At 72.8% G+C, this 26,532-nt stretch carries 23 protein-coding genes and 1 pseudogene; 11 read left to right on the top strand and 13 right to left on the bottom strand.

What is annotated here, in order from left to right; translation table 11 throughout:
* Positions 1-13: 13 nt before the first annotated feature.
* From ACFWJW_RS23005 to ACFWJW_RS22980, 6 genes are all read right to left on the bottom strand, one after another.
* Positions 14-1,315 (bottom strand): MFS transporter, encoded by a 1,302-nt coding sequence (locus ACFWJW_RS23005; protein ID WP_387244391.1) that lies wholly within the window; start codon positions 1,313-1,315, stop codon positions 14-16.
* A complete protein-coding gene (locus ACFWJW_RS23000) occupies positions 1,312-1,878 on the bottom strand; it encodes a helix-turn-helix domain-containing protein (RefSeq protein WP_387244529.1) in 567 nt (188 codons plus the stop codon). Before ACFWJW_RS23000 ends, ACFWJW_RS23005 begins: the two co-directional genes overlap by 4 nt.
* A 176-nt stretch (positions 1,879-2,054) precedes the next feature.
* Complete coding sequence (locus tag ACFWJW_RS22995) at positions 2,055-2,696, bottom strand: cytochrome b/b6 domain-containing protein (RefSeq protein WP_387244388.1); 642 nt, start codon at positions 2,694-2,696, stop codon at positions 2,055-2,057.
* Positions 2,680-3,432: a molybdopterin-dependent oxidoreductase gene (locus ACFWJW_RS22990; protein ID WP_387244385.1), complete on the bottom strand. Its 753-nt coding sequence runs from the start codon at positions 3,430-3,432 to the stop codon at positions 2,680-2,682. The genes ACFWJW_RS22995 and ACFWJW_RS22990 overlap by 17 nt, the downstream gene beginning before the upstream one ends.
* A 63-nt stretch (positions 3,433-3,495) precedes the next feature.
* The gene (locus ACFWJW_RS22985; RefSeq protein WP_387244526.1) at positions 3,496-4,479 is read right to left on the bottom strand and encodes a hypothetical protein; all 984 of its coding nucleotides are present in this window, start codon (positions 4,477-4,479) and stop codon (positions 3,496-3,498) included.
* A 373-nt stretch (positions 4,480-4,852) separates the two neighbouring features.
* Entirely contained in the window at positions 4,853-6,508 is a 1,656-nt protein-coding gene (locus ACFWJW_RS22980) for an FAD-binding dehydrogenase (protein ID WP_387244382.1), read from the bottom strand.
* A gap of 209 nt (positions 6,509-6,717) precedes the next feature.
* Between ACFWJW_RS22980 and ACFWJW_RS22975 the strand changes: the two genes are divergently transcribed.
* The 7 genes from ACFWJW_RS22975 (at position 6,718) to ACFWJW_RS22945 (ending at position 12,842) form a co-directional block, all read left to right on the top strand.
* Positions 6,718-7,611 carry a DMT family transporter gene (locus tag ACFWJW_RS22975; RefSeq protein ID WP_387244379.1) on the top strand — a complete coding sequence of 298 codons (894 nt, stop codon included), beginning with the start codon at positions 6,718-6,720 and terminating at the stop codon, positions 7,609-7,611.
* Between the two features lie 186 nt (positions 7,612-7,797).
* Positions 7,798-8,331: an NUDIX hydrolase gene (locus ACFWJW_RS22970; RefSeq protein ID WP_387244376.1), complete on the top strand. Its 534-nt coding sequence runs from the start codon at positions 7,798-7,800 to the stop codon at positions 8,329-8,331.
* 43 nt (positions 8,332-8,374) lie between these two features.
* Positions 8,375-8,785: a YidH family protein gene (locus ACFWJW_RS22965; RefSeq protein ID WP_387244373.1), complete on the top strand. Its 411-nt coding sequence runs from the start codon at positions 8,375-8,377 to the stop codon at positions 8,783-8,785.
* A 3-nt stretch (positions 8,786-8,788) separates the two neighbouring features.
* Positions 8,789-9,151: a DUF202 domain-containing protein gene (locus ACFWJW_RS22960; RefSeq protein ID WP_387244370.1), complete on the top strand. Its 363-nt coding sequence runs from the start codon at positions 8,789-8,791 to the stop codon at positions 9,149-9,151.
* 122 nt (positions 9,152-9,273) lie between these two features.
* Entirely contained in the window at positions 9,274-10,332 is a 1,059-nt protein-coding gene (locus ACFWJW_RS22955; RefSeq protein WP_387244367.1) for an MBL fold metallo-hydrolase, read from the top strand.
* A gap of 181 nt (positions 10,333-10,513) precedes the next feature.
* Complete coding sequence (locus ACFWJW_RS22950) at positions 10,514-11,620, top strand: phosphotransferase family protein (RefSeq protein WP_387244364.1); 1,107 nt, start codon at positions 10,514-10,516, stop codon at positions 11,618-11,620.
* A 7-nt stretch (positions 11,621-11,627) separates the two neighbouring features.
* Positions 11,628-12,842 (top strand): acyl-CoA dehydrogenase family protein, encoded by a 1,215-nt coding sequence (locus ACFWJW_RS22945; protein WP_387244361.1) that lies wholly within the window; start codon positions 11,628-11,630, stop codon positions 12,840-12,842.
* 158 nt (positions 12,843-13,000) lie between these two features.
* Here ACFWJW_RS22945 and ACFWJW_RS22940 read toward each other — a convergent pair whose 3' ends face one another.
* The 4 genes from ACFWJW_RS22940 to ACFWJW_RS22925 all read right to left on the bottom strand — a co-directional run bounded on the left by ACFWJW_RS22940 (position 13,001) and on the right by ACFWJW_RS22925 (position 17,058).
* The gene (locus tag ACFWJW_RS22940; protein ID WP_387244358.1) at positions 13,001-13,621 is read right to left on the bottom strand and encodes a class I SAM-dependent methyltransferase; all 621 of its coding nucleotides are present in this window, start codon (positions 13,619-13,621) and stop codon (positions 13,001-13,003) included.
* A gap of 228 nt (positions 13,622-13,849) precedes the next feature.
* Positions 13,850-14,455, bottom strand: coding sequence for a TetR/AcrR family transcriptional regulator (locus ACFWJW_RS22935; RefSeq protein ID WP_387244522.1), 606 nt, complete (start codon positions 14,453-14,455; stop codon positions 13,850-13,852).
* 26 nt (positions 14,456-14,481) lie between these two features.
* Entirely contained in the window at positions 14,482-16,143 is a 1,662-nt protein-coding gene (locus ACFWJW_RS22930) for an AMP-binding protein (protein WP_387244354.1), read from the bottom strand.
* Between the two features lie 144 nt (positions 16,144-16,287).
* Positions 16,288-17,058: an SDR family oxidoreductase gene (locus ACFWJW_RS22925; RefSeq protein ID WP_387244351.1), complete on the bottom strand. Its 771-nt coding sequence runs from the start codon at positions 17,056-17,058 to the stop codon at positions 16,288-16,290.
* A 183-nt stretch (positions 17,059-17,241) separates the two neighbouring features.
* Between ACFWJW_RS22925 and ACFWJW_RS22920 the strand changes: the two genes are divergently transcribed.
* On the top strand, positions 17,242-18,519 hold the full coding sequence (locus ACFWJW_RS22920; RefSeq protein ID WP_387244348.1) for an exo-beta-N-acetylmuramidase NamZ domain-containing protein: 1,278 nt from the start codon (positions 17,242-17,244) through the stop codon (positions 18,517-18,519).
* A 103-nt stretch (positions 18,520-18,622) separates the two neighbouring features.
* Positions 18,623-19,349 (top strand): annotated as a pseudogene (locus ACFWJW_RS22915) (MFS transporter).
* 7 nt (positions 19,350-19,356) lie between these two features.
* On the opposite strand, the gene ACFWJW_RS22910 reads toward ACFWJW_RS22915, so the two are convergent.
* On the bottom strand, positions 19,357-20,379 hold the full coding sequence (locus tag ACFWJW_RS22910; protein WP_387244345.1) for a LysR family transcriptional regulator: 1,023 nt from the start codon (positions 20,377-20,379) through the stop codon (positions 19,357-19,359).
* Between the two features lie 177 nt (positions 20,380-20,556).
* Positions 20,557-23,376 carry a penicillin acylase family protein gene (locus ACFWJW_RS22905; protein WP_387244342.1) on the bottom strand — a complete coding sequence of 940 codons (2,820 nt, stop codon included), beginning with the start codon at positions 23,374-23,376 and terminating at the stop codon, positions 20,557-20,559.
* Between the two features lie 239 nt (positions 23,377-23,615).
* Here ACFWJW_RS22905 and ACFWJW_RS22900 point away from each other — a divergent pair, with 239 nt between their 5' ends.
* Positions 23,616-24,230 (top strand): hypothetical protein, encoded by a 615-nt coding sequence (locus ACFWJW_RS22900; RefSeq protein WP_387244339.1) that lies wholly within the window; start codon positions 23,616-23,618, stop codon positions 24,228-24,230.
* 303 nt (positions 24,231-24,533) lie between these two features.
* Positions 24,534-25,973, top strand: a complete 1,440-nt coding sequence (locus tag ACFWJW_RS22895) for an amidase (protein ID WP_387244336.1) — start codon at positions 24,534-24,536, stop codon at positions 25,971-25,973.
* Here the strand turns inward: ACFWJW_RS22895 and soxR are convergent.
* Positions 25,886-26,473 (bottom strand): redox-sensitive transcriptional activator SoxR, encoded by a 588-nt coding sequence (gene soxR, locus ACFWJW_RS22890; protein ID WP_387244333.1) that lies wholly within the window; start codon positions 26,471-26,473, stop codon positions 25,886-25,888. The genes ACFWJW_RS22895 and soxR overlap by 88 nt on opposite strands.
* Positions 26,474-26,532 lie beyond the last annotated feature (59 nt).

Raw genomic sequence — 26,532 nt, 5'->3', positions numbered from 1 at the left:
CCCCGGCGTCGGCTCAGCGGTGTGCGGGCGCCCCGTCCCGCTCCGCCGCCCCGGGGCCGGGCCCGCCGGGCTCCTGCTCCGCCGGGCGCACCGGCAGGTCGCGGACCGTCCGGACCGGCGAGCAGAGCAGGATCAGGGCGGCCAGCGGCACCCCGGCCGTCATGATCCACATCGCGGTGCGGACGCCCAGTGCGGAGCCGAGCGCGCCGCCGAGCAACGCACCCAGCGGCAGGGTGCCGTAGTTGAGGAACGCGCTGCTGGCGACCAGCCGGCCGAGCAGCGGCGGCGGGCAGTAGCTCTGCTGGAAGCTCACCTTGAGGATGTTGCCGGCCACCACGCCCGCGCTGACGCCGAAGCCGCCCGCCACGTAGAGCAGCGCCCCGGCGCCCGGGAAGGTGAGTGGGATGAGCAACGCCGCGCTGGGGACGCCGAGTTCGCACAGCAGCATGGCGCGGGCGGTGCCGAGCCGGCCGGCGGTGCGGCGTACCACGAAGGCGCCCGCGATCCCGCCCGTGCTCGCCAGCGCCAGCAGCCCGCCGACCGCGCCGGGCGGCAGACCGACCTCGCGGACCAGGAAGACCGCCGTGAGGGACTGATACCCCATCAGCGCGAGGTTGGAGGCGGCGGCGAAGAGCGTGAGCGTACGGAACCAGCGGTCGCCGACGACCAGCCGCAGCCCCTCGGCGACCTCCCCGGTCAGCGACCGCGGTGCGTCCTCCCGGCCCGCCGGGCGGGGTTCGCGGTACCGGATGCCGAGCAGGCACAGCAGCGCGACGAGGAAGGTGGCGGCATGGGCGAACAACCCGTTGACGGCGCCCGCCAGTTGGGCGATGAGGCCGCCCGTCCCCTGCCCGGCGATCTGGGCCGCGGAGGCACTGCCGTGCAGCTTGGCGTTGCCCTCGGCCTGGTCGGCCGGGGCGAGCAGGGTGGGGAGGTAGGCGCTGTACGCGGTCTGGAACAGCACCGCCGAGCCGCCGGTCAGCAGGGCCACGGCGATCAGCAGTCCGAGCGTGAGCCCGCCGGCCCGGGCCAGGACCGGTACGGCGGCGAAGAGCACCATCGAGCTCCCCGCGGCGGCCAGCATCAGCGGGCGGCGGCGCAGGCGGTCCACCCACACCCCGACCGGGAGGCCGATCAGCAGCCAGGGCAGCCAGCCGCAGGCGCTGATCAGTGCGACCTCGAAGGTGGTGGCGTGCAGGGTGGAGACGGCCACCAGCGGCATCGACACCGTGCTGACCGCCGCTCCGAATTTGCCCGCCGTCTCCCCGCACCACAGCAGCCGGAAGTCACGGTGGCGGCGCAGCAGTCCGCTCATCGCTGGTCCCGCTCCTTCCGGGGGAAGGACTGGAGCTGGACGATCACGGGCCGGGCCTCCTCGGCATCCGGCGCCGCCCCCTCCCGCGCCGCCGCCTCCCGGTGCCGGACGACCACGGACTCCAACTCCTCGTTCAGTGCCGCCAGTTGGTCCGGGGTCAGGCGAAGGTCCGGCCAGCGCGAGAGCGTCCCGGCGTCCCGCCACTCTGCGGCCCAGTCCTCGGCGAGGTAGGTGGTGACCTGGCCGAAGTCCCGGTGGACGGTTTCGTGCAGATAGACGGCCAGGGCGCCCCGGCTGTCGGGGTCGTCGCGGAAGTCGTTGGTGTCGAGGCGGCGGGCCACCCGCACCGCCCGCCACCAGCGCTCGCGACGGGTGCCCCGGCCGGTCTCCTCCTCGATGAAGCCGTGGTCGGCGAGGTGGCGCAGATGCCAGCTGACCGTGCCGGTGTTCTCGCCGAGGCGGCGGCCGAGCCCGGTGGCGGTGTCCGGGCCGTCGAGGGCCAGCAGGTCCAGGATGCGCATCCGCAGGGGGTGGGCCAGACCGCGCAGACTGCGGGCGTCCATCCGGCGCACCGGAGGGGCGGTGGACGGCGGCTCGGGCCGGTTCGGCTCAGGGGCATCGCTCATGAGCCGACAGCCTAGAGTTGCAGAGACTCCTCTGCACAGGGTTCTCTGCAAAGAGTTCTCTGCACAGTGGTCTGCGCAGGGGTTTCGCACGGGACTGCGCAACTGGCCGCCCTCTACCGCGGGTTGCCGTCGTGCTCCCACAACGGATGCTCGCGCCGGGCCCATTGCGCGTCGACCGATCCGGTGCGCAGCCCGCGGCGGGACTCGGGGTCGCCGACGGCCTTCCCCACGTGACCGGCGATCACCAGGACCACGGCGAGCGCGAGCCAGTCATGGACGAAGGTGGCACCGGTCCGCCAGACCAGGGGCGCGAGCGAGGTGAACCACATCAGCAGGCCGGTGCCGAGCATCACGAGGACCGCGCCGGCGATCCAGGCGGCGTAGAGCTTCTGGCCGGCGTTGAACTTTCCGGCCAGCCGGCCGCCCCGGCGGCGGAGCGCGGCGCGCAACCACTGGCGGTCGTGCGGGCCGTAGCGGTTGAGCCGGGTGAGGTCGGCGCGCAGCGCACGGGAGCCGAGGCCCAGCAGCAGGGGGACGGGCAGCAGGATGCCGGACCACTCGTGGACGGTGACCATCAGGGCGCGGCGGCCGACGAGTTCGGCCAGGAAGGGGAGGTAGAGACAGCCGGCGGTGAGGATACAGACGGCCATCAGGGCGGCGGTGGCGCGGTGTACGTGGTGCTCGGCGCGGGTGAAGCGGGGGACGCGGGGGCGCGCGGGGGCCGGCGCCGAGGGGTGGTCAGGTCGTGGGGGCATCGTCGCGTCCGTTCGACCGGCCGACCCAGGCGTCGACGTCATATCCACGGTCCTCCCAGTAACCGGGCTCGACCCGCTCGGTGACGGTGATCCCGGAGAGCCACTTCGCCGACTTGTAGAAGTACATGGGCGCGACATAGAGCCGCACCGGACCGCCGTGCGCATGGGCGAGCGGTTTGTCCTGCATCCGCAGGGCGACCAGGACGTCGTCGCGGCGGGCCTGTTCGAGGGTGAGCGACTCGCTGTAGGCGCCGTCGAAGCAGGTGAAACGGACGGCCCCGGCCTCGGGGCGGACCCCCGCGGCGTCGAGCAGGGCCGAGAGGCGGACCCCTTCGAAGGGGGTGCCGGGCACCCGCCAGCCGGTGACGCACTGGACATCGCGCACGAGCCGGGTCTGCGGCAGCCGGCGCAGGTCGGCGAGGCGGTAGCTCGCGCGATGGCGCACCAGACCGTCCACCGTCAGCCGGTAGGTGTGGGCGTCCTTCTCCGGTACGGAGCCGGTCACCGAGTAGTAGCGGAAGCCGCCGCCGCCCGGGAGCAGACCGGACAGGCCGGTGGGGTCCTTCTGTGCGGCGGCGCCGAGGGCGCTGTCGTAGGCGCGCTGGAGGAGGGGCGCGGTGGCCACTCCGGCGGCGCCGGCCGCGAGCATGCCGAGCACCACCCGACGGCCCACGGGGGCGCCCCGCCCGTCCGTGCCGCCGCCCGCCGCGCGGTCCGGAGTGTCGTCCCTGGTCATGCGTCGATTCGAACACCGGGCGGGCGCCGGGTCCAGCGTCCGGGCCCCGACGTCAGACTTTCGTCACCGGCGCCCCCGGGGGCACGGTGCGGTGATGTCCCCGGCCCGGCGCAGTGCGGTGTCCCGGGCGGCCCGGAACGCGCCGTCGGCGTCGCGGCCCGCGTACGACCACGGGGCCCGGGTGGGGTGCGGGCCGATGCGCTGGAAGAGCGCGGCGGCCTCGGCCATCCACCCCTCGTGGAAGGTGGCGTGGGCGAGGAAGTTGAGATCGACCTTGCCGCGGGGGTGGTCCTCGCCGCCCCATTCCAGCCACCAGTCGAAGGCGTCCCGCAGGATCTGGTGGGCGCGCCGGGTGGACCAGTGGCCCCGGTCCGGGCGCGTTGCCGGGCCCGCGGCGGCCAGGACGCGGTAGCGCTCGGTGTGGGCCACGAGGGGGAGGAGGGCGAGCGGCGAGTCGGCGGGGGCGCGGGCCGCGGCGCGGGCGGCGAAGGCATGGGCCGGGTGCCGGGGGTCCTCGCGGGCGCCGGGGTGCTCCTCCGCCAGGGCGGCCGTCATCAGGTGATGGGCGTGGTGGTGGTCGCGGTGCCGGGCACGGATCTGCTGGAAGGCGTGGGCCCGCGCCTCCGGGGTGCCGGTGCGGCGGGCGAGGATCAGCGCGCCGAGCCAGGGCGTGGGGTCGTCGGGCAGCATCCGGGCGGCGGTGGCACAGGCGTCGGCGGCGGCCTCGGTGCTGCTCTCGCCGTGCAGCGCGAGCCGGACGGTGGCGAGGGCCAGGAGGGTGGCGGCGTCACCGCTGTCCGGTTCGGCGAGCCGCCAGTCGCCGGCCCAGGCGGCGCTGCCGGGTGCGGTGGCCAGCACCGTTAATCGGTGGCCGCGCAGATCCCAGTCCTGGCCGGTCTCGGCGAGCAGGCCGCGCACCCGGGCCCACTGGCCGAGCGCCAAGGCGTCGGCGGCGAGGGACAGTTGGGCGTCGTCCAGGGCCGGGGCGAGGGCCGGGCCGCCCGGGCAGCGGGCGGGTGCGAGCTGCGGCGGTGGGGATGGGGAAATCGAAATCACGGGTCAGGGGCTCCATGACGCGCCGCACCGGCCCCGAACAACCCCCTGAGTCGTCCTCAGTGGGGAGGGACCGGATCCGTACGCGCCTCTACAGAGGGTGATGGCTTGGTCCGCACCAGTCATCACGCAAAGCAAAGCGCTACGCAGAGCTCCGCGTCAAGACGGGAAGGGGAATGGCTGGATCCGCCAACCCCCCTTCCGTATCACGGTATTGAGCGGACGGCCAACGGAACGCGTACGCACCGCGCACCGCCCCCGGCCCCGGTCCCGCCGCCCGACGCCGCATACCCCGTCCCCGTCCCCCCCGCCCCCGTCTTCGTCCCCCCTCGTCCCCCGCCTCCCGCCTCCCGCCTCCCGCCTCCCGTCAGGACACCGCCCGCGCCGCCGCCCGCCCCGCCGTCCGTCCGGAGAAGAGGCAGCCGCCGAGGAAGGTGCCCTCCAGCGAGCGGTAGCCGTGCACCCCGCCGCCGCCGAACCCGGCCGCCTCGCCCGCCGCGTACACGCCGGGCAGGGGTGCGCCGCCGTCGGCCAGCACCCGCGAGGAGAGGTCGGTCTCCAGGCCGCCGAGCGTCTTGCGGGTGAGGATGTTCAGCCGTACGGCGATCAGCGGGCCCGCCTTGGGGTCCAGCAGCCGGTGCGGGGCGGCGGTGCGGATCAGCCGGTCGCCGAGGTATTTCCGGGCCCCGCGTACTGCCGTCACCTGGAGGTCCTTGGTGAAGGGGTGGGCGATCTCGCGGTCGCGCGCGACGATCTCGCCGCGCAGCGCGTCCTCCGCGATCAGCGGCTTCCCGGTCAGCTCGTTCATCCGCCGCACCAGGTCCGTCAGCGAACGCTCGACGATGAAGTCCGCACCGTGGTCCATGAAGGCCCGCACCGGGCCCGGCGCACCGGCCCTGGCCCGGCCCAGCACCTCCCGGATGCTCTTTCCGGTCAGATCCGGGTTCTGCTCGGAGCCGGAGAGGGTGAACTCCTTCTCGATGATCTTCTGGGTGAGCACGAACCAGGTGTGGTCATGGCCGGTCCGCATGATGTGCTCCAGCGTCCCGAGGGTGTCGAAGCCGGGGAACAGCGGTACCGGCAGCCGTTTGCCGCGGGCGTCCAGCCACAGCGGGGACGGGCCGGACAGGATCCGGATGCCGTGCAGCGGCCAGATGGGGTCCCAGTTGTCGATGCCTTCGGTGTAGTGCCACATCCGGTCACGGTTGATGATCCGGCCGCCGGCCGCCTCGGCGATGCCCAGCATCTTGCCGTCCACATGCGCCGGGACCCCGGACAGCATCCGCCGCGGGGGCCGGCCGAGCCGCTTCGGCCAGTTGGCGCGCACCAGCTCGTGATTGCCGCCGATACCGCCCGAGGTGACGATCACGGCCTGGGCCCGCAGCTCGAAGGCACCGGCCACCTCACGGCTGCTGGGCCGGCCGCGTGCCACGTCCGACGGCTCCAGGATCTCGCCGCTGACGGTGTCCACGGTCCCCGCAGTGCGCGACAGCCCGGTCACCCGGTGGCGGAAGCGCAGCTCCACCAGGCCACGGGCCGCCCCGGCCCGTACCCGGCGCTCGAACGGGGCGACCAGACCGGGTCCGGTACCCCAGGTGATGTGGAAGCGGGGGACGGAGTTGCCGTGCCCGGTCGCGTCATAGCCGCCGCGCTCGGCCCAGCCGACGACGGGGAACAGCCGTATGCCCTGCCGGTGCAGCCAGGAGCGTTTCTCGCCGGCCGCGAAGTCGACATACGCCTCGGCCCATTTGCGCGGCCAATGATCCTCGGCCCGGTCAAAACCGGCCGTGCCCAGCCAGTCCTGCCAGGCCAGCGCGTGGCTGTCGCGGATCCGCAGCCGGCGCTGCTCGGGCGAGTCGACCAGGAAGAGACCGCCGAAGGACCAGTGGGCCTGTCCGCCGAAGGACTGCTCGGGCTCCTGGTCGAGCAGGATCACCTTGCGTCCCGCGTCCACCAGTTCCGCGGTGGCCGCCAGGCCCGCGAGCCCCGCTCCGATCACGATCACATCAGCGTCGTACGCCATCTCTGCTCTCCTCAACGGGGCACGCCGGGCGCCCCGGCCGCAACGGTGGAACGATCCTCAGCGCACCCGACTGCCGCGTCAACCATGGAGTTACCGGGTGGTACACCGGGGCGCGCGGGAGAATGGGGGTGACGAGGGCCACCCCACGCCCGACGCCGGATGACTATCCTCAGGCGCATCCCCCCACCCCGCGCGATACGAGGTGCGACGTGACGGTGATACTGCTCGCCCTTGGCGCGGCCTGCTGCCTGGGACTCGGATTCGTGTTTCAGCAGGCCGCGGCGCAACACGCCCCGATGAAGGACTTCCTCTCCGTCCGGCTGCTGCTGGACCTGGTGCGGATGCCGCTGTGGGTGGCCGGTATCGGTCTGATGGTGGTCGGGATGGCGCTCGGGGCGGTGGCACTGGGGATGGGCGACATCACCCTCGTGGAGCCACTGCTCGCGACCAATCTGCTCTTCGCGATGGCGCTGTCCCGGCGGCTGACCCGGCAGCGGCTCGGCCGGACCGGCTGGGCCGGACTGTGGCTGCTGGCGGGCGGGGTCACGGCCTTCATCGTGGCCGGGCAGCCCCAGGGCGGGCGCAGCAACGCCGACCCGATGTGGCAGTGGCTGATCATGGGCATGGTGCTGGGCGCCGCCCTGCTGCTGGCGGCGATCGCCAAGCGGGAGCGGGTGCATGTGAGCCTGGAGGCCGCGCTCCTGGGCATCGCCGCGGGGCTGCTCTACGGGCTCCAGGACGCGCTGACCCGGATCAGTGGTGAGCGCTTCGGGGCCGGCGGCTGGGCGGGGCTGCTCACCAGCTGGCAGCCGTACGCCATCGTGGTGCTCGGGGTGCTGGCCCTGGTGTTCGTGCAGAGCGCCTTCGAGTCGGCGCCGCTGCGGCTGTCGCTGCCGGCGCTGACCGCCGCCCAGCCGCTGGCCGGAATCCTCTGCGGGGTGGGGTTCCTCGGCGACCAGCTGCGGGTGACGCCCGGGGCGCTGGCCACGGAGGTCATCGGGATCATGGCCGTCGTCGCGGGCATCGTGCTGATCGGCAGCCATCCGGCGATGCCGCCGGGCGCCGGACAGCGGGAGAACGCCCGGGAGCTCCAGCCGCACTGACGGGCCCCTCGGCGGCGACGCACCGCCCGGCGCCGTCGCCTCGCCCGCCCGCCGCCACTCCCCCGTCCGGCCCTGTACGGCTCCCTCGTACGGGCCTTCCTCGCGTCCCGCTCCCCCGGCCGGGCCCCGCCGTTCGCGCCCCGCCCCGGCGGGTGCGGCCCCCGCCCGTGGTGATTGCATGGCTCCATGACCGATCAGCAACCGCTCAACGCGGACGAGATCCTCGATGTCGTCGATGAGAACGATCAGGTCGTGGGACAGGCCCCGCGCGGTGAGACCTACGCCCGCAGGATGCGCACCCGCTCCGCCTTCGTCCTGGTCCGGGACGCCGAGGACCGGATCTTCGTGCACCGCCGCACTCCCCAGAAGCTCGTCTTCCCCGCGCACTACGACATGTTCGTGGGCGGGGTGGTCGGCGCCGGCGAGACCTATGACCAGGCGGCGCTGCGGGAGGCCGAGGAGGAGCTGGGCGTGCAGGGGCTGGCGCCGCCCGAGCCGCTGTTCAAGTTCCTGTACGAGACGGCCGAGCACGCCTGGTGGTCCGCGGTCTACCAGGTGCGCTGCACCCTGCCGGTCGCCCCGCAGGAGTCGGAGATCGACTGGTCCGCGTTCCTGACCGAGGAGGAGCTGGGCCGGCGGCTCGACGAGTGGCCGTGGACGCCGGACGGCCTGGCCGCGTACCGGCAGGTGCTCGCCCGGCGGGAGGCGGGGGAGATCTGATGCCACCGCTGTACGGGACGGGCCGCGGGCCGGGGATCCGGTCATGATCCGCACGGACGGACCGCGGTCGCTGCGCGCGGCCGTACGGCTGTGGGTCTCGCCCGCGCGGGTCCAGGAGGAGGGGACGACCCCCGACTACCGCTTCTCGCTCGCCAATGAGCGCACCTTTCTCGCCTGGCTGCGGACCGGGCTGGCGCTGGTCGGCGGCGGGTTCGCGGTGGACCAGTTCCTGCCCCGGCTGCACGAGACGCTGCGGGTGACCTTCACCGTCGTGCTGCTGGCGGGCGGCGCGCTGTGTGCGCTGCGGGCGGTCAACCACTGGGTGCGCTGTGAGCGCGCGATGCGGCGCGGTGAGGATCTGCCGGTCAGCCGTTTCCCCAGTGCGCTGGCCCTGGCCGTCGGTCTCCTTGCGGTGGCGATGGTCGTGCTGGTGCTGCTGGGCCGGACCGGCTAGCCGATGGCGGGCGGACAGCCGCCGGGCGCGGGATCGCCGCGTCCGGCCCCCGACCGGGACCCCGGGCTCCAGCCGGAGCGGACCCGGCTGGCGTGGCGCCGCACCACGCTCTCGGCCACCGCGATGGCGGTCCTGGCCGGCCGCCAGCTGCTGCGGAGCGACGCCCCGGGAGCGGTCGAGGTACTGCTGGCGGTGCTGATGGGCCTGCTGTGGCTGGCCTTCATGGCCCTGTCCCACGGCCGGATGCGGGCGATGGCCACCGGCCGCCCGCCGGGCCTGCCCCCGCGGACCGCGCTGCTCTTGGTCGGCTGCACCCTGGCGCTGGCGCTGTGCGGCGCGGTGATCCTGGTGCGGCCGGGGCACTGACGCCGGAGTACGGCACGCCCGCCGGCCGGGGCGGCGGTACCGTGACACGACCTCGCACGCACCGGGCGGGCCCCGGCCCGGCAGCGTGGAGTGACGGGCCATCGGACGAAGGGCACCCCCTCATGGACGACGCGACGGAACGGCGCACGGCGGCACAGAAGCCGGCAGCACCGCCCGCGGCACCGGCCACCGGCGCCGGCGTGGCCGGCCCGGACGCCACGGAGCCGCCCGGCACCGGGACCTCCGCGGGCCCGCCGCCGACCGCCGAGCCCCCCGTTCCCGAGCCCTACCTCACCGAACTGGCCGCCGGGGTCCATGCGTTCATCCAGCCGGACGGCGGCTGGTGCCTGAACAACGCGGGCTTCGTCACCGACGGGGACGCCACGCTGGTCGTGGACACCGCCGCCACCGAGCGCCGGGCGCGCCTGCTGCGCCGGCGGATCGCCGAGAGCGGCGCACCGGCCCCCCGCACCGTGGTCAACACCCACCACCACGGCGACCACACCTACGGCAACGGCGTCTTCGCACCCGAGGCGACGATCATCGGCCATGCCTCCTGCCGCCGCGAACTGCTGGCCGCCGGACATCAACTGCACGCCGTCTGGCCGGAGGTGGCGTACGGCGACATCCGCCTCACCCCGCCCGAGGTCACCTACACCGACGAGCTGACCCTGCACGTCGGCGACACCGAGGTGCGGCTGATCCACCCGGGCGTCGCGCACACCACCGGCGACACGATCGTCTGGCTGCCCCGGGAGCGCATCGTCTTCGCCGGCGATCTGGTCTTCCACGGGGGCACCCCGTTCCTCTTCATGGGGTCGCTGGCCGGCTCGCTGCGCGCCCTGCGGACGCTGCGGGCCCTGGACGCGGTCACCGTCGTCCCCGGGCACGGTCCGGTGACCGGTCCCGAGGTCTACGACGGGATCGAGGACTATCTGCGGTTCGTCGGCCGGCTCGCGGAGGAGGGCCGGGCGGCCGGGCGCACCCCGCTGGAGACCGCCCAGGAGGCGGACCTCGGCCCGTTCGCCGAGCTGGCCGAGAGCGAGCGGCTGGTGGCGAATCTGCACCGGGCCTACGTGGAACTGGACGGTGCCGCACCGGGCGTCCCGCTCGACCCGGTCGCCGGATTCGGCGATATGGCGGTGCTGAACGGCGGGGTCCCGATGGCCTGCCACGCATGAGCCGGGCCGACGGCTGTCCCGGGCCGTGCTCATGAGGGGCAGCGGACGGACGGGGCGGCAAATACGGCGGAAAACCCTCGCGTGACGGACGCCCCACGCTCCGGCACTGGACTCCATACCGACTAGTCGGCATGATCGTGCCAGCGACCGATGGACCGTCCACTCCGTACGGAGGAGCACGATGAGCAAGGGCACCCCTCCCCCGCAGGACCGGGACCGGGAAGACCCTCCCGGCCTCGACCTGACACGATTGCGTGCGCATCTGGACCGGGAGCGGCCGGGGCTGGCCGGCGGCCCGCTGCGTGCGCGGCTGATCGAGGGCGGGCGGTCCAACCTCACCTACCGCGTCACCGACGGCGCCGCCTCCTGGGTCGTCCGCCGGCCGCCGCTCGGCCATGTGCTGGCCACCGCCCACGACATGCAGCGCGAGCACCGGGTGATCAGCGCGCTGCACCGGACGCCGGTGCCGGTGCCCGAGACGCTGCTGCTGTGCACGGACGAGTCGGTCATCGGGGCGCCCTTCTACGTGATGGAGCTGGTCGAGGGGACCCCGTACCGCACCGCCGCACAGCTCGCCCCGCTCGGCCCGGAGCGCACCCGCGCCGTGGTGCTGTCCCTGGTCGACACGCTCGTGGAGCTGCACGCGGTGGACCCGGAGGCGGTCGGACTCGGTGACTTCGGCCGCCCCGACGGCTTCCTGGAGCGCCAACTGCGGCGCTGGGGCAAGCAGTTGACCGCGTCGAAGAACCGTGAGCTGCCGGGCATCGACGAGCTGCACGAGGCGCTGGGCCGGGCACTGCCCGCCTCCCCCGCCCCGGCCGTCGTGCACGGCGACTACCGCCTCGACAACGTCCTGATCGGTGCAGCGAGTGAGCCGGAGGGGCGCGCCGGTGTCGAGAGTCCGAACGCGCCAAAAAAGGCCGACACCCTCAAGGCCGTACTGGACTGGGAGATGTCCACGTTGGGCGACCCGCTGACCGACCTCGGGCTGCTGGTGATGTACAGCTCGGACCTGGGCCTGCCGGAGTCGCCGGTGAGCACCACCAGCGGCGCTCCCGGGCACCCGTCCCCGGCCGAGCTGATCGAGCGCTATGCCGCCCGGTCCGGCCGGGACACCTCCGCGATCGCCTGGTACACCGCGTTCGCCTGGTTCAAGCTCGCCGTGATCCTCGAAGGCATCCACTACCGCTTCACGCTCGGCCAGACCGTCGGCGCCGGGTTCGACCGGATCGGCGAGCTCGTCCCCGTCTTCATCGACCGCGGACTCACCACCCTCAAGGAAGGCTGAGGCACCCATGGACTTCGCATTCGACGCCCGGACGGAGGAGCTCCGCGAGAGGCTCCTGACCTTCATGGACGAGCATGTCCACCCGGCCGAGCAGACCGCCCACGAGCAGCGGGCCGCGCTGGCCTCCCCGTGGGAGACCCCGGCGGTCGTCGAGGAGCTCAAGGCCGAGGCCCGCAAGCAGGGGTTGTGGAACCTCTTCCTTCCCGACGAGGAGTACGGCGCCGGGCTGACCAACCTCCAGTACGCGCCGCTGGCCGAAATCACCGGCCGCAGCCCGCAGCTGGCGCCCACCGCGCTGAACTGCGCGGCGCCGGACACCGGCAACATGGAGGTGCTGGCGCAGTTCGGCAACGAGGCGCAGAAGAAGCAGTGGCTGGAGCCGCTGCTGGCCGGCGAGATCCGGTCGGCGTTCGCGATGACCGAGCCGGAGGTGGCCTCGTCGGACGCCACCAACATCGAGACCCGGATCGACCGTGAGGGCGACGACTACGTCATCAACGGCCGCAAGTGGTACATCTCCGGCGCGATGAACCCGCAGTGCCAGATCTTCATCGTGATGGGCAAGACCGACCCGGACGGCCCGGACATCCGCCGCCAGCAGTCGATGATCCTGGTGCCGCGTGACACCCCCGGCGTCGAGGTCAAGCGGGCGATGCAGGTCTACGGCTTCGAGGACCACTGGCACGGCGGCCACGCCGAGGTGGTCTTCCACGACGTACGGGTGCCGGCGGGCAATCTGATCGGCGAGGAGGGCGGCGGTTTCGGCATCGCCCAGGCCCGGCTCGGCCCCGGCCGGATCCACCACTGCATGCGGCTGATCGGGATGGCCGAGCGCGCCATCGAGCTGATGTGCCGCCGCGCGGTGAGCCGTACGGCCTTCGGCAAGCCGCTGGCCCAGCAGGGCGTGGTCCAGGAGTGGATCGCGGACGCCCGGGTGGCGGTGGAGCAGCTGCGGCTGCTGGTGCTGAAGACCGCCTGGCTGATGGACACCGTCGGCAACAAGGGCGCGCACACCGAGATCCAGGCCATCAAGATCGCCACCCCGCGCACGGTCGTGGACATCCTCGACAAGGCGGTGCAGCTGCACGGCGCGGGCGGGGTCAGCCAGGACTTCCCGCTGGCCGAGCTGTGGGCCGGGGCCCGTACGCTCCAGCTGGCCGACGGCCCGGACGAGGTGCACCAACGGTCGCTGGCGCGGCGGGAGTTGAAGCGCTACCTGTAGCGAAAGTGGGCGTGACGGCCCCGGCCGGCCGCCGCCGAAAGGAGCCGAGCGCCGGCCCCCGGATCAGGGGTGCCGGCGCTCGGGGCCGTCCGGGCGATGCCGTGATGCCTGTCCGGCATCGCCCGGGGGAACGTCTGCGGGTGGGTGCCGGCGCGGCCTCACGCCGGTTGTACGGGAGCGCTGACCGGTGCCAGGTGGTGCACCCGGGCCGGTGGCAGGTTGCCCAGCACCAGTTCCGTACGGAAGGTGTGCCGCTCCAATATCCGGCGCAGGGTGTTCTGCCCGTCGAGGACGTGTTCGCGCCCCGCCCGCCCGGTGAAGGTGCGGCGCATGCGCGCCCCGCCCACATACCCGAAGAAGGACAGCGTGCCGCCGGGCCGCAGGGCGCCCAGCAGCCGGTCGAAGATGTCCGCGGTCGTCGGGGCGTCGAAGTTCGCGAACGGCAGACCGCAGACGATGGTGTCGTAACTGCCCAGCTCGTGGTCCTGCACCAGGCCGGTGCGGAACTGGAGCCGCGGGTCGTTGCCGTAGGCACCTTGCAGCAGATCGACGAAGCGCGGGTTGGCCTCGACCAGGTCGAGGGTGTCGTGCCGGCCGAGCGAGCCGGCGATATGGCGGGTCACCGCCCCGGTGCCGGGCCCCACCTCGAGGACCGCGCGGGCGCTGCCGGGGCTGGGGATCACATAGCGGGTGAGGGCCCTGCCGAGCCGGGGGCCGCTGGGAGCGATCGCCCCCACCTCCCGGCTCGTCCGTGCGTACTCCCGGAGAAAAAGTGTCACTTCAGGCAAAGGGCACCCACTCGATAGATAGCAGTACTATCCATACCTTAGGTTACGGGTGCGGGATGAGGACAGCCCTTGACCGTGACCGCCCCCTGAGTCTCATGGCCCCGGGGCGCATGCCCACTGGTCTTGCGCGCAATCCAACAAATTCCAGGAGACGTGGTCAAGGCCCGCTGCGCGATCAGGCGCACCTGTGTGAGCAGCGCCGCACCCCGGCGCCGTGACTCACGGCCGCAGGGCCCGCAGCAGCAGATCGGCGAGGTGGTCGGCGACCTGCTGCGGGCTGAGCGGCCCGTTCTCGCGGTACCAGGTGCCCAGGTGGTGCACCGAGCCGAAGTGGTAGTCCACGACGAGGTCGGCGGGGATGTCGGCGGCGAACACGCCGGTGCGCTGCCCCTCCTCGATCAGGGCCCGGAACCGCTCGTGGTAGCGCCGCCGCTCGGCGCGTACCTGCTTGTCCTTCTCCGGGCTCAGCTGGTGCATCGAGCGGAAGAAGATCTTGGTGTCGTCGAGGTTCTCGATGGTGGTGACGACGACATCGGCCGCGGCGTCCCGCAGTCGCTGCTCCACCGGCGCGTCGGCGTCCGCGAAGTGGTCGAGCCGCTCCTGCTGGAGCCGCAGCACCCGGCCGTAGACCTCGTGCAGCAGATCGTCCTTGGAGCCGAAGTAGTGGTAGAGGGCGCCCTTGGTCACACCCGCCGCATCGACGATCTCCTGGACGGAGGTGCGGTCGTAGCCCTGCTCCGCGAAGAGCCGGGTGGCGGTGGCCAGCAGCCGCTGGGCCACCGGCTTCGCACCGCCGTTGCCGTTGCCGTCCTTCGTGCCGGCCATCGCCCTCACCTGTCCTTCGTGCTTAGTCATGCGCGGTGGCGCAGCTCCCGTCGGAGGATCTTGCCACTCGTGGTCTTCGGAAGCTCGGCCAGGATCTCCACCGCACGGGGATATTTGTACGCGGCCAGCCGTTCCTTGCAGTAGGCGGCCAGCTCGGCGGGTTCCGCCGCGGTGCCGGGGCGCAGGCTGACATACGCCTTCACCGACTCGCCGCGGTAGGCGTCGGGCACCCCGACCACCGCCGCCTCGCGCACCGCGGGATGGCTGTAGAGCACGTCCTCGACCTCGCGCGGCCACACCTTGAAACCGGAGGCGTTGATCATGTCCTTCTTGCGGTCGACGACATAGAGCCAGCCGTCGCGGTCCATGAAGCCGATGTCGCCGGTGCGCAGCTCGCCGTCCGGGAGGGCCTCGGCGGTGGCGTCCGGGCGGCGCCAGTAGCCGGGGACGACCTGCGGGCCGCGCACCGCGATCTCGCCGGGCTCGCCGAACGGCAGGTCCCGGCCGTCCTCGCCGATGATCCGGACGACGGTGTCGGGGCCGGGCACACCGACGGCGAGCGTGCCGGAGACCTTGTCGACCGGCGCCTCCCGGCCCGGCGGGACGCTGGCGCAGGGCGCGGTGCACTCGGTCAGGCCGTAGCCGTTGTGGACATACGGCCCGAAACCGGTACGGAACTTCTCGACGAGGGCGGGCGGCAGCGGCGCACCGCCGGAGGACATGGTCCGGAAGGACGCGAAGTGGTCGCGGGTGACCTCGGGGTGGGCCATCAGCGCCATATAGGCGGTCGAGGGGCCGACCGTATAGGCGGGGCGGTGCTCCAGGAAGGCGTCCAGGACGACGCCCGCCTCGAAGCGGTGGGCGAGCACCAGGGTGCCCTGGTTGGCGATACAGGCCGCCAGTTCGCAGACCATGCCGGTGATGTGGAAGAGCGGGGCGAGGGCGAAGTAGGTGGCGCCGTCGGGCAGGCCCAGGCCGGTGCGCTGGCGTTCGGCGTTGTAGGTGATGTTGCCGTGGGTGTTGGTCGCGCCCTTGGGGGTGCCGCTGGTGCCCGAGGTGTAGCTGATCAGCGCGAGGTCGCCGGCGGTGAGCTCCGGGTCGGCGGGCGCCACCCGTATCGGGCCGGCGGTGCGCGCCACGGTCAGCAGATCGTCGGCGTCCTGCTGCGGCCCGAGCCGCTCACCGTGCAGCACTCGCCGGTCGTCGCGGGTCTGGAGATCCCGTTCGTGGGCGGTGAGCACGATCCGTACGGACGGCGCCCCGGCGGCGGTGCCCCGCAGGAAGCCGTCCCAGGTGCGGTCGGCGCAGATGACGGCGGTGACCTCGGCGTCGTCCAGGATGTGCCGCATCTCGGCGGACTTGTACATGGGGTTGACGGGCACCACCACCCCGCCCGCCTTCCACACGCCGAGCAGGGCGAGCACGAAGTGCGGGGTGTTCTGGAGCATCACCGCGGCCCGGTCGCCGCGCCGGAAGCCGCGCTCGGCGAGGTGGGCGGCGATGCCGTCGGAGAGCGCGTCGGTCTCGGCGTAGGACAGCCGGCCGTCGAAGTAGGCGAGCGCCGTACGGTCGGGGACGCTGCCCACCGCGGCCCGGAAGGCGTGCAGCGCCGAGGGAGGCGGCTGCACGGGGGCGCGCTGGGCGTCGGTGAGCTGTGCCAGCCACGGCTTGTCCTGGTAGGAGGTCATCGAGGTGCGGCCCTTTCTTCCTGATCGCCCGATCATCCCTGCGGGGAAACGGCTGGGTGGGGTGGGGGGGCCGGCCGAAGCCGCCACCCCACCTGCTAGGTCCTGTCGTCAAACTCCCGCCTGCCGCGAGTTTGACGACAGGACCTAGGAGCGGCCCTCGGCCTGCTCCAGCTTCCGCTGGAGGTGGTTCATCCCGCCGAGCCAGCGGTCGGGTTCGGCGGCGCGCGCGGTGTAGTAGTCCGCGACCTCCGGGTGCGGCAGGACCAGGAAGCGGCCCTCCGCCATGGCCGCGAAGAGCGCCTCGGCCACGTCCTCGGGCTCCACGGCGGTCGGGGTGAGCACGAGGTCCCCGGCGGTCCCGGTGGCGGCCAGCATGTCGGTGCGGACGCCCTGGGGGCAGATGGCGTGGACGTCGATACCGCGGTGCCGGTAGGTCAGCGAGAGCCACTCGGCGAAGGCGTAGGCACCGTGCTTGGTGACGCTGTACGGGGCGGCGGCGACCATGGTGAGCAGACCGGCGGCGGACACCGTGGAGATGAAGCGGCCGCTGCCGCGCGCCAGCCACTCCGGCACCAGCTCCCGGGCCGCCCGGACATGCGCCATGACATTGACGTCCCAGGCCAGCGCCCAGTCCTCGTCGGGCGCGTCGGGCCCGCCGCCGGTGCCGACCCCGGCGTTGGCGCAGAAGATGTCGATACCGCCGCCGAGCGCCTCGCGGGCGGCCGGGACGACGGCCGAGGCGTCACCGGCGACCGCGAGCGCCCCGATCTCGTCGGCGGTCCGCTTCGCCTTGGCCTCGTCCAGATCGTTGACCACGACCCGGGCGCCCTCGGCGGCGAACCGGCGGGCCAGCGCGGCGCCGATCCCCCCGCCCGCCCCGGTCACGACCACGGTCTTGTCCCGTACGGCTGCCACGCTGGATCTCCCTCGGTCACGTCGGTTCGGCTGACGGCAGACTAACCAGTCGGTATGTCCTGACGGAAGAGTCCTTTCCGCCTCGGCCCGCCCTGTTCCGGGATGCCCCGGGCCGGGCTAGGGTCCAGCCTCAGCGTGCGCACGACAGGTACCCGGTGGATTTCCGATCACGGAGGTGTGCGGATGGCTCTGTCGAGACGACTGTTGCTCGGGCGGCTGGCGGCGACCGGTGCGGCCGGGGCGGCCCTGGCCGCGGGGGCCGGACCCGCCGGTGCCGCGCCGCCGGCGCACGGCGGCGGGCGGCGGGTGCGCACCGGCTTCGACCGGCTGGCCGCCGACGGCTACCGCCTCCTGGACGGCCACCGGGTCGGCATCGTCACCAACCCCACCGGCGTCACCCCGGATCTGCGGCACATCGTGGATGTGATGCACGCCGACGACCGGGTGCGGCTGACCGCCGTCTTCGGCCCCGAGCACGGCTTCCGGGGCACCGCACAGGCCGGCGGCTCCGAGGGCCGCTACGACGATCCGGCCACCGGCCTGCCGGTCTACGACACCTACAACAAGAGCGGCCGGGCCCTCGCCGACATCTTCACCGCCTCCGGTGTGGACACCGTCGTCTTCGACATCCAGGACGTCGGCGCCCGCTTCTACACCTACATCTGGACGCTGTACGACTGCATGGTGGCGGCCGTCCTGGCCGACAAGCGCTTCCTGGTCCTCGACCGCCCGAACCCGGTCACCGGCCGCTCGGCCACCGGCCCGGTGCTCGACAAGGCGTATGCCTCGTTCGTCGGCCGGGAGCCGATCGCGCAGGCGCACGGGATGACCGTGGCGGAGCTGGCGCTGCTGTTCAACGGCGAGTTCGTGCCGCAGGCCGCCGGGCGCCCGGTGGAGCTGGAGACCGTGCGGATGACGGGCTGGCGGCGCACCGACTTCTTCGACGCCACCGGGCTGCCCTGGGTCCCGCCGAGCCCCAACATGCCCACCCCCGACACCGCCCTGGTCTACTCCGGCACCTGTCTCTTCGAGGGCACCAACCTCTCCGAGGGACGCGGCACCACCCGCCCCTTCGAGCTGCTGGGCGCCGACGGCATCGACCGGCACTGGGCCGCGGCCGCCACCGGACTGGCCCTGCCCGGGGTGCACTTCAGGGAGGCATACTTCGCCCCCACCTTCTCCAAGTTCCAGGGCAAGACGATCGGCGGGGTACAGCTCCACGTCCACGACCGCGCGGCCTTCGACCCGGTGCGCACCGGCATCGGCCTCCTGGTGACCGCCAGGCGGGTCTGGCCCGGCTTCGCCTGGCGGCCGGACCACGGCATCGACCGGCTGACCGGCTCCGCGGTGGTCCGGACGATGACCGACGCGGGCGCCGGACCGGACGAGATCGTGGCCGCCTGGCAGGAGGACCTGAAGCGGTTCCGTACGGTGCGGCGGCGGTATCTGCGGTACCCGTAAGGGCGTTGGGCCGGTGCCGTCACGTGGCCGGCCCCGTCCCCTGAACCGGGGCCGGCCCTTTCGCCTCTTGACCGGCTCCGCCACCGGGCCGGAAAGTGCGCTGGTGAGCAAAGACGCGACAGCAGCGCAGCGACCGGACGACGCTCCGGCGACGACGCACGGGGCGGCCGCCGGCGGCGAGAGCCTGCGCCGGGTGGCGGTGGCCTCGTTCATCGGGACGGCCATCGAGTTCTACGACTTCTACATCTACGGGACGGCCGCCGCGCTCGTCCTCAACCAGGCGTTCTTCCCGACCCTCGACCCGGTCAACGCCACCCTGGCCTCGTTCTCCACCTATGCGGTGGCGTTCGCCGCGCGGCCGCTCGGCTCGGTGCTTTTCGGCCACTTCGGCGACCGGGTGGGCCGTAAGTCCGTGCTACACCTGGCTCGCCGCCACCCGTTCCGACGGCGCCGGCCGCCGCGGGCCGGTCCTGGCCGGCAGCGTCCTCGCGGCGGTGTGGGGGCCGGTGCTCTTCCCGCTGCTGGACACCGGACAGCCGGTGCTGATCGTCCTCGGCATCGGTGGCGCGCTGTTCTGCATGGGGGTGGTGTACGGCCCGATGGGCGCCTATCTGCCGGAGCTGTTCAGCGCACGGGTGCGGTACTCGGGCGCCTCGCTGGCCTACAACCTGGGCGGTGTCCTGAGCGGCGCGGTGGCTCCGCTGGTCGCCACCCGGCTCCAGTCGGCGTACGGCTCGGCGTCGGTGGGCTGGTACGTCAGCGCGATGGCGGCCGTGTCGCTGCTGTGCGTCCTGGCGCTGCCGGAGACCCGGGAGCGGGACCTCGTCTGAGCCCGGCTCACGAGCTCAGCCACCACCGGCCGCTCTCCCGGGAGAGCGCGTCCCACAGGAGGTTGAGGGGGTGGCCGGGGGCGTAGGAGTCCCGCTCGCCGCGGCGGGTGAACACACCGACCAGCACCTCCGTTTTGGGGCCCACCTCGCCGACGAGTTCCAGGGTGCGCAGCCCGCCGGCCTCCGGGAGGCGGCCGTCCGCCGCCGCCTCCCCGATGCCCCGGGTGACCAGCATCGCGCCGCTCACCACCCCGGACCGCAGCAGCTCGAAGCCGTAGTGCGCGGCCTCGATCTCGGCCGCGATGGAGAGCCGCTGGCGGTAGTCGGGGCCGTACCAGGCGGTCAGGAAGCGGCCGATCAGCCCGCCCGCCGAGACGACCAGCGGCAGCCGGGGCAGGTCCCGCGCACCGAAGGAGGTGCCGGGGAGCCGCTCCGGCGGCAGGTTCGTCAGCAGCGACAGCCCGCTGCGCCGCCACTCCATCACCTCGTACGGAGCCAGCAGTTCCGCTTCGTCCCGCTCGGTGACCACGACGCTGCCGCAGACCAGATCGAGCTCCTTGGAGCGCAATTTGGTGAAGAGGTCGCCGGTGCGGACATGGGTGACCTTCAGATCGACGTCGTCGCGCTCGTAGTCCTCGGTGACCCGTTCCACCGCGTCCAGCAGAAAGCCGAGCGTATAGCGGGTGGTGCCGACGGAGAGCGTCCGGCCGAGCCGGCGGCGGGCGTCGTGCACCCCGTCCGTCCACTCCCCCAGCGTGCGGCGCGCCAGCCCGACCAGCGCCTCCCCGGTAGCGGTGAACAGGGCGTCCCGGCCCCGCCCCTGCTTGAGGACCAGTTCCTCGCCGCACAGGGCGGCGAAGGTGCGGTTCATGGTGTCCAGCTGCTTCTGCACGCTGGACTGTTCGCGGCCCAGCCGGCGGGCGGCGCCCAGCGCGGTACCCGCCTCGTGGACGACGATCAGTGTGCGCAGCTGGTCCATGGTGGTATCCAGCAGCTCCGTCGGGTACTGCTGCGGACCTGACAAGGCCATGCCTCGCTTTCCCCTCCCCTGAAGTTCAGAACCCTGAAGCATAACCCCAAGGGAAAGCCGCCCCGAGGGCAGTCGGCGTTCCTGGCACGGGAGTTGGGCGCGCGAACGCACCCGGCGGGGCGCGCACGAAGGCCCCGGGGTCACCCGCCCCGGGGCCTCGCCGGCGCCGCCTTCCGTCTACCGGTGGGCGGGGAACTCCACCACCTGCTGATAGGTGGGCCGGTTCTGCCAGCTGATGGTGCCGTGGGTCAGGCCGCCGACCGTGCGGTGGATGATCGCGTCCGCGCACCACTGGTCGCCGGCCTTGCAGCTGTCATCGCCGGGGTAGACCTGCTCGGCCGTCTTCCCGCTCGCCTGCTGGAGCGTGGCCAGCAGGGTGTCGCGGCAGGCGGACAGCTCACCGCCGCCGCAGAACGGCCGGCCGAGCGGCCCCGCCACCTTGTCGCCGAGCACCGCCCGCAGATCCTTGTCCGCGTAGCTCCACCAGCCGTACTGGAAGGCCGATCCGGCGTGCGCCCCGGTCGGGCCGTGGCCGGCTGACGGTGATTCGTCGATGCCGAGGTTGGCGCGCAGTGCGTCGTAGAGGTCACCGCCGAGGCCCGGCTTGAAGACGGCCTCCGTCATCAGCGGCCACCAGGCGTCCATCAGGCGTACCGCGTCGGGGTGGGTGTAGGTGTGCGAGCCCGCGGCGGTCTCCCGCCGCTGGGCGCCGTCCTTGCGCCATGCCTCCAACTGCTGGACCGCGGTCCTCAGCTTCGGGTCGGTGACGGGCTTGCTGTTGAGGACCCGCAGGAGTTCCGGCAGCACGTCCTCACCGCGCAGGTCGGTGACGGCGGCCTCCCCCATGGCACGGGTCAGCGACGCCCGGGTCACCCCGCCGTCCTCCGTCAGCGCGCGCACCCGGTCGTCCAGCAGATTGCCGCGGTGCACCGAGCCGTTGCCGTAGCCCGCCGAGTCGTAGTCCTTGGCCTGCTTGTTGTTCCAGGAGATGTAGTAGTCCTGGTTGACGGACTGCGGGTGCTGGGCGGGCGGGGTGTACTCGGTGGTGTTGGTCGCGGGGTCGTAGCCCTTCCACTCGTAGGCGTCGTCCGCCTTGACGGGCAGGGCCGGATCGACGTCGGGGTTGCGGACCGGGTTGAGGCCGCTGTTGTAGTACGCGATGTCGCGGGAGTCGGCGTAGAACCAGTTGAAGGCGTAGCCGATGTGCTCGGCGGCCTTCTGGAAGGTCTTGGCGTCCCGCACGTACGACGGGTCGTTGAACATCTGGAAGCCGATGATCGAGTCGGCCTCGTGGCGGTAGGTGGAGCGCTGTGCCGTGTAGGCGACGGGCTTGCCGTCGACGGTGGCGCGGTGGGTGACGGTCCCGTACTTGGTCCGGAAGACCTGCATCCGGTAGGAGCCGGCCGCCGTGGGGTCGGCGATGGTGGGCTTCCAGGAGTTGGTGCGCTCCAGCTTCTCCATGGGGACGCACGCACCGCGGTAGCGGTAGGAGGTGGAGTCCTTGGTGGGCGCGGAACCGTCCGCGTTGCACAGCTCGACCGCGAAGGTGTCGGTGATGTCCTGGCCGGCGGAGGTGGCGCTCCAGGAATAGTCCTGACCGCGGCCGAGCTGGACGTACATCCCGACGCCCGCGAAGGAGGCGCCGCGGGCGCTGATGCCGGGCCCCTGGATCTCCTGGAGCATCAGCAGCTGGGGCGCGAAGTAGCCGGTCTGCGGCCCGAACACGGCGACCGGGTGGCCGCTCGCGGAGTGTTTGCCGGACACCAGCAGGGCGTTGGACATCCCGCGGTGCTGGGTGGGATCGAAGCTCCCGTCGGGCAGCACCCCGTCCTTGAAGAGGCCCTCCAGCTTCTTGTACTTCCTGGGCGCCTTGACCGGGTCCCGGGGCGGCGTCCCGCTCTTGGTGGTGGCCGCGCCGGCGCGGTCGAAGACCAGCGGCTCGGGGGTGACCGAGCCGCGGTCCGGCAGCGCCGTGCCCTTGGCCTTGGCGGGCTTCACGGCGTACGGGAAACTGCTGCCGTCGTGCAGGGTCTTGGCGGCCTCGGGGTCGTTGCGCTCCCGGAAGGACTCCCAGACCTCGGTGCCCTTCTCGACGCCGTACTTCTGCTGGGCGGAGAGCAGCGCCAGGGCCGAGGGGACCTCGCCGCCACCGCCGTTGCCGAAGAGACCGCCCACGACGGAGGCCAGGGCTATCAGGTCGGTGAGCTTGAAGGGCTGGATCTCACCGGCGTTGGTAATGGCGTCGACATGACCGGTGAGCACGTACTCGCCGGGGAAGTAGCGGCCGTTCTTGGACTGTTCGCGGTAGGCGTTGATCCCGTCGACGTAAGCCTGGGCGTCCTGCATGGCCAGCTTGCCGCGCTCGCCGTTGGTGTCCCGGATGCGCTCGACCTGGGCCTGGAGATCGTCCTCGGTGTACGGCGCCTGCGGCCAGAACTGCTGCTCCAGCCCCTGGTTGGCGAGCGCGCCGCCGGCGAACGAGGTCAGTTCGCCGCGGCCGATGTGGCGGAAGAGGTCCATCAGCCAGAGCCGGTCCTGGCCCGCGGCGTAGCCGGCGCCGAATTCGGTGCCGTAGCGGGTGGTGCCCTTGATGTGCGGGACGCCGGTCTTCTTGTCGCGGGTGATGGTCACATCGTTGCGGGGCGTGCTGACCTTGCCGACCTGGTCCGCGGGGACGCCGAAGGAGGCGTCGTTGAAGAAGTTGCCGAGGGTGTCGTCGGTGAGCGACTGATAGCCGCTCGCCAGCGCGCCGTAGGGGGCGAGTTGGTCGGTGGAGTGCTCGGGGTGGGTGCCGAACAGCTTGTTGCCGAGGATCTCCACCAGGGTGGCGTTGCCGGTGGCACCGGGCGGCAGGATGTCGCCGCACCGGCCCTGGCAGTAGTCCTGGGCGTCCGGCGGCGCGGCGGCCGCGGTGGGGGGCGGTGCCAAGAGCGTGGCGCCCAAGGCGAACAGGGCTGCCGCGGCGGCAGTCCTGAACCTTCCGGTACGTCGTCGCATTGCAGCTCCTCGATGGGGGTCCCCTTGGGGAGGGCGGGCGGGACGTTACCGGCGGTTATCCCCGGCCGGAAGATGAACAACAGTCAACTTTTGTTCTTCCGCCCGAAGATCGGACCCGCGCCGCGGCGACACCTCGGAACATCGCCAACAAAACCGCACGAAAGTTCGATGGATCCAGGTGGTGATCGGTTACGTCCCATCCCCGTCCAGTCGGGTCCTCCCCACGGAGGTGGGATGAAATGGCCGGTTTCAGAGCCCTCGCAGAACAGGTCCGCAATCCACGACTCGTCGCGACACAGCGACGCACCGCCCTGCGCAAGTGCCTTGAACGCTTCGCCCCTTACGGGCACCGGGCGACCTGGCACCATCTGTGCACCCGGGCCGGTATCGCGACCCAGGACCGCGATCCCGATCCGGAGCGGCTGATGGCCGCGCTCGCCGAGCTGGAGGAGGCCCGTGCGCTCTGGCTCGCGTACGAGGAGGAGTGCGCCGCCCGGCGCCGCAAGGAGAAACACCACGGCATCCGCCAGCCCGGCGCCCTCGACGAGTGGCACCGGCGGACCTGGGGCGGCTGCGACATCGTGCCGTGCGAGTCACCGCAACGGCACCCCGCGGCCCGTCTCTCGGTGGTGCTGCGCCGCATGATCGCGGCCATGGAGGCCGGCCGGCCCCGCCGCGACTGCCCCGTGTGCGGCGGCACCCGCTTCGCCTGGCCCCCGGAGTCCGCGGACTCCCCCGCCACCGGCCCGGCCTGCCGCGAGTGCGGCGTCCTGGCCCCGGTCTCCGTACTGACCCCTGAGGCCCTCACCGCCGCGGGCCGCATCCACGGGGCAGGCGCCTTCGCGGCGGCCTGACCGCCCCCTCGCACGACACCCGGGCGCCTCCGCGTGACGGGGGCGCCCGGCCGGGTCGCCCAACAGTGGGGCGGCCCCCGGAGCCCACGCGCCCGCGGCCTCCACGGCGCACGGGGCAACGGGCGCAGGCCGCCCACCGTTGGGCATCCCGTTCAAATAGGGGCCTTTACGAACCGCCCCGCGAACTGAAACAACTGTCCACGGGCCGACCACCCGCACCGGCAGCGCGCCCGGGGGGCGTCGGTCCTCCTGCCCGGGCGGCACCAGGGTCGCGCGGGCGTCGGTAGGAGAGGGTGGACGTCCATGGCCGAACTGCACGATCTGACCGCGCTGGAGCAGGCCCGGGAAATACGGTCCGGGGAGCTCTCCCCGGTGGACCTCACCGAGCACTATCTCGCGCGGATCGAGCGGCTCGACGACACACTCGGCGCCTTCCTCACCCGTACCCCCGACATCGCCCGCAAACAGGCCGCCGACGCGGAGAGCGAGGCCGTCACGGCCCGCCGCGAGGGCCGTGAACTCCCGCCGCTGCACGGCGTTCCGGTGCCGGTGAAGGACCTCAACCAGGTCGCGGGGGTGCGCTGCACGATGGGCTCCCGGGCGCTGGCCGAGCATGTGCCGGCGATCGACGACCATCTGGTCGGCAAGCTGCGGGCGGGCGGCACGGTGCTGCTCGGCAAGACCAACACCCCCGAATTCGGACTGCCCTGCTACACCGAGAACGGCCTCGCCCCGCCCGCCCGCACCCCGTGGGACCTGGCGCGCTCGGCGGGCGGTTCCAGCGGCGGGGCCGCCGCGGCCGTGGCGGGGGGCCTGGCGCCCGTCGCACACGCCAGCGACGGCGGCGGCTCGATCCGGATACCGGCCTCGGTCTGCGGGCTCTTCGGCATCAAGCCCAGCCGCGGCCGGATCAGCGGTGGCCCGCTGCTGCACGATGTCTCGGGCCTGGCCACCGCGGGCCCCCTGGCCCGTACGGTCGCCGATGCGGCCACCCTGCTGGACGTGCTGGCGGGACCGATGCCCGGCGACCCGTTCGCGGCGCCGTCGCTGCCGCCCGGGGAGACCTTCGCCGATCACGCCCTCCGCGACCCGGGACAGCTGCGGATCGCCTGCCTCACCGAGGCGCCCGTCCCCGGCATCGAGGTCCACCCCGACTGCCGTACCGCCACCACCGACACCGCCGCCCTGCTGACCGGACTCGGCCATGAGGTCGAGGAGTTGACGCTGCCCGCCGACGAGGGCGTGCTGCTCGCCTTCACCCGCGTCTGGTCGGTGCTGGCCGCGAGCCGCCCCGTGCCGCCGGGCGGCGAGGAGCTGCTGATGCCGCTCACCCGCTATCTGCGCGACCGCGGCGCCGAGGTCTCCGGTACGGACTTCACCCGCTCGCTGTACGCCTTCCGGATGCTCGCCCAGTCCCTGGCCGACGGTCTGATGCCGGCGGGCGGCTATGACGTGATCCTCTCGCCAACCCTGGCCGCGCCGCCGGCCGAGGTCGGTGCGCTGCGCAACGACGCCGATCCGCAGGCCGAGTTCGACGCCCTCGGCGCGTTCACCCCGTTCACCGCGCTCTACAACGCCACCGGCCAGCCCGCGGTGAACGTCCCGTTGCAGTGGAACGCCGCAGGGCTGCCGATCGGGGTGATGCTGGCCGGCCGCTACGGCGACGAGGCCACCCTGATCGCGCTGTCGGCGCAGCTGGAGCAGGCCCGCCCGTGGGCGGGACGGACCCCGTCCGTGTGGTGACGAACGCCGGCGCGCCGCTGTGCCCCCTCCGGGTCCTTGGCGCTCCGGTCGACCCGCAGCCGCCGCGCGCCGGGCCCCTGCTCGCCGAGGTTGTCGTACGGATTGGACAGCGCGCACTTCTCCAGCGAGAGGCAGCCACAGCCGATGCAGTCGGTCAACCGGTCGCGCAGCTCGACGAGTTGACTGATCCGCTCGTCCAGTTCGGAGCGCCATACCTCGGAGAGCCGGGCCCAGTCGGCGCGGTTGGGGGTGCGCTCGTCGGGCAGCTCCGCCAGCGCGTCGCGGATCACCGCGAGCGGGATGCCGACCCGCTGCGCCGCCCGTACGAAGGCGACCCGGCGCAGTGCGTCACGGCTGTAGCGGCGCTGATTGCCCGCCGTCCGGGTGCTGCTGATCAGCCCCTTGGACTCGTAGAAGTGCAGCGCGGACACCGCGGCGCCACTACGCGCGGAGAGCTGGCCTACGGAGAGCTCATGAACCTTGTACGGAAGCTGGGGCACGGTTCAACCCTATGCGGTGTCTCTCCGATCTCCGTGGGGCTGCGGTGTCCGGCCATTGA

The organism is Streptomyces sp. NPDC127097, from assembly GCF_042724075.1.
Taxonomy (GTDB): Bacteria; Actinomycetota; Actinomycetes; order Streptomycetales; family Streptomycetaceae; genus Streptomyces.
Note: the sequence above shows the minus strand (reverse complement) of the source record. Positions and strands in the feature narration are given on the sequence as shown.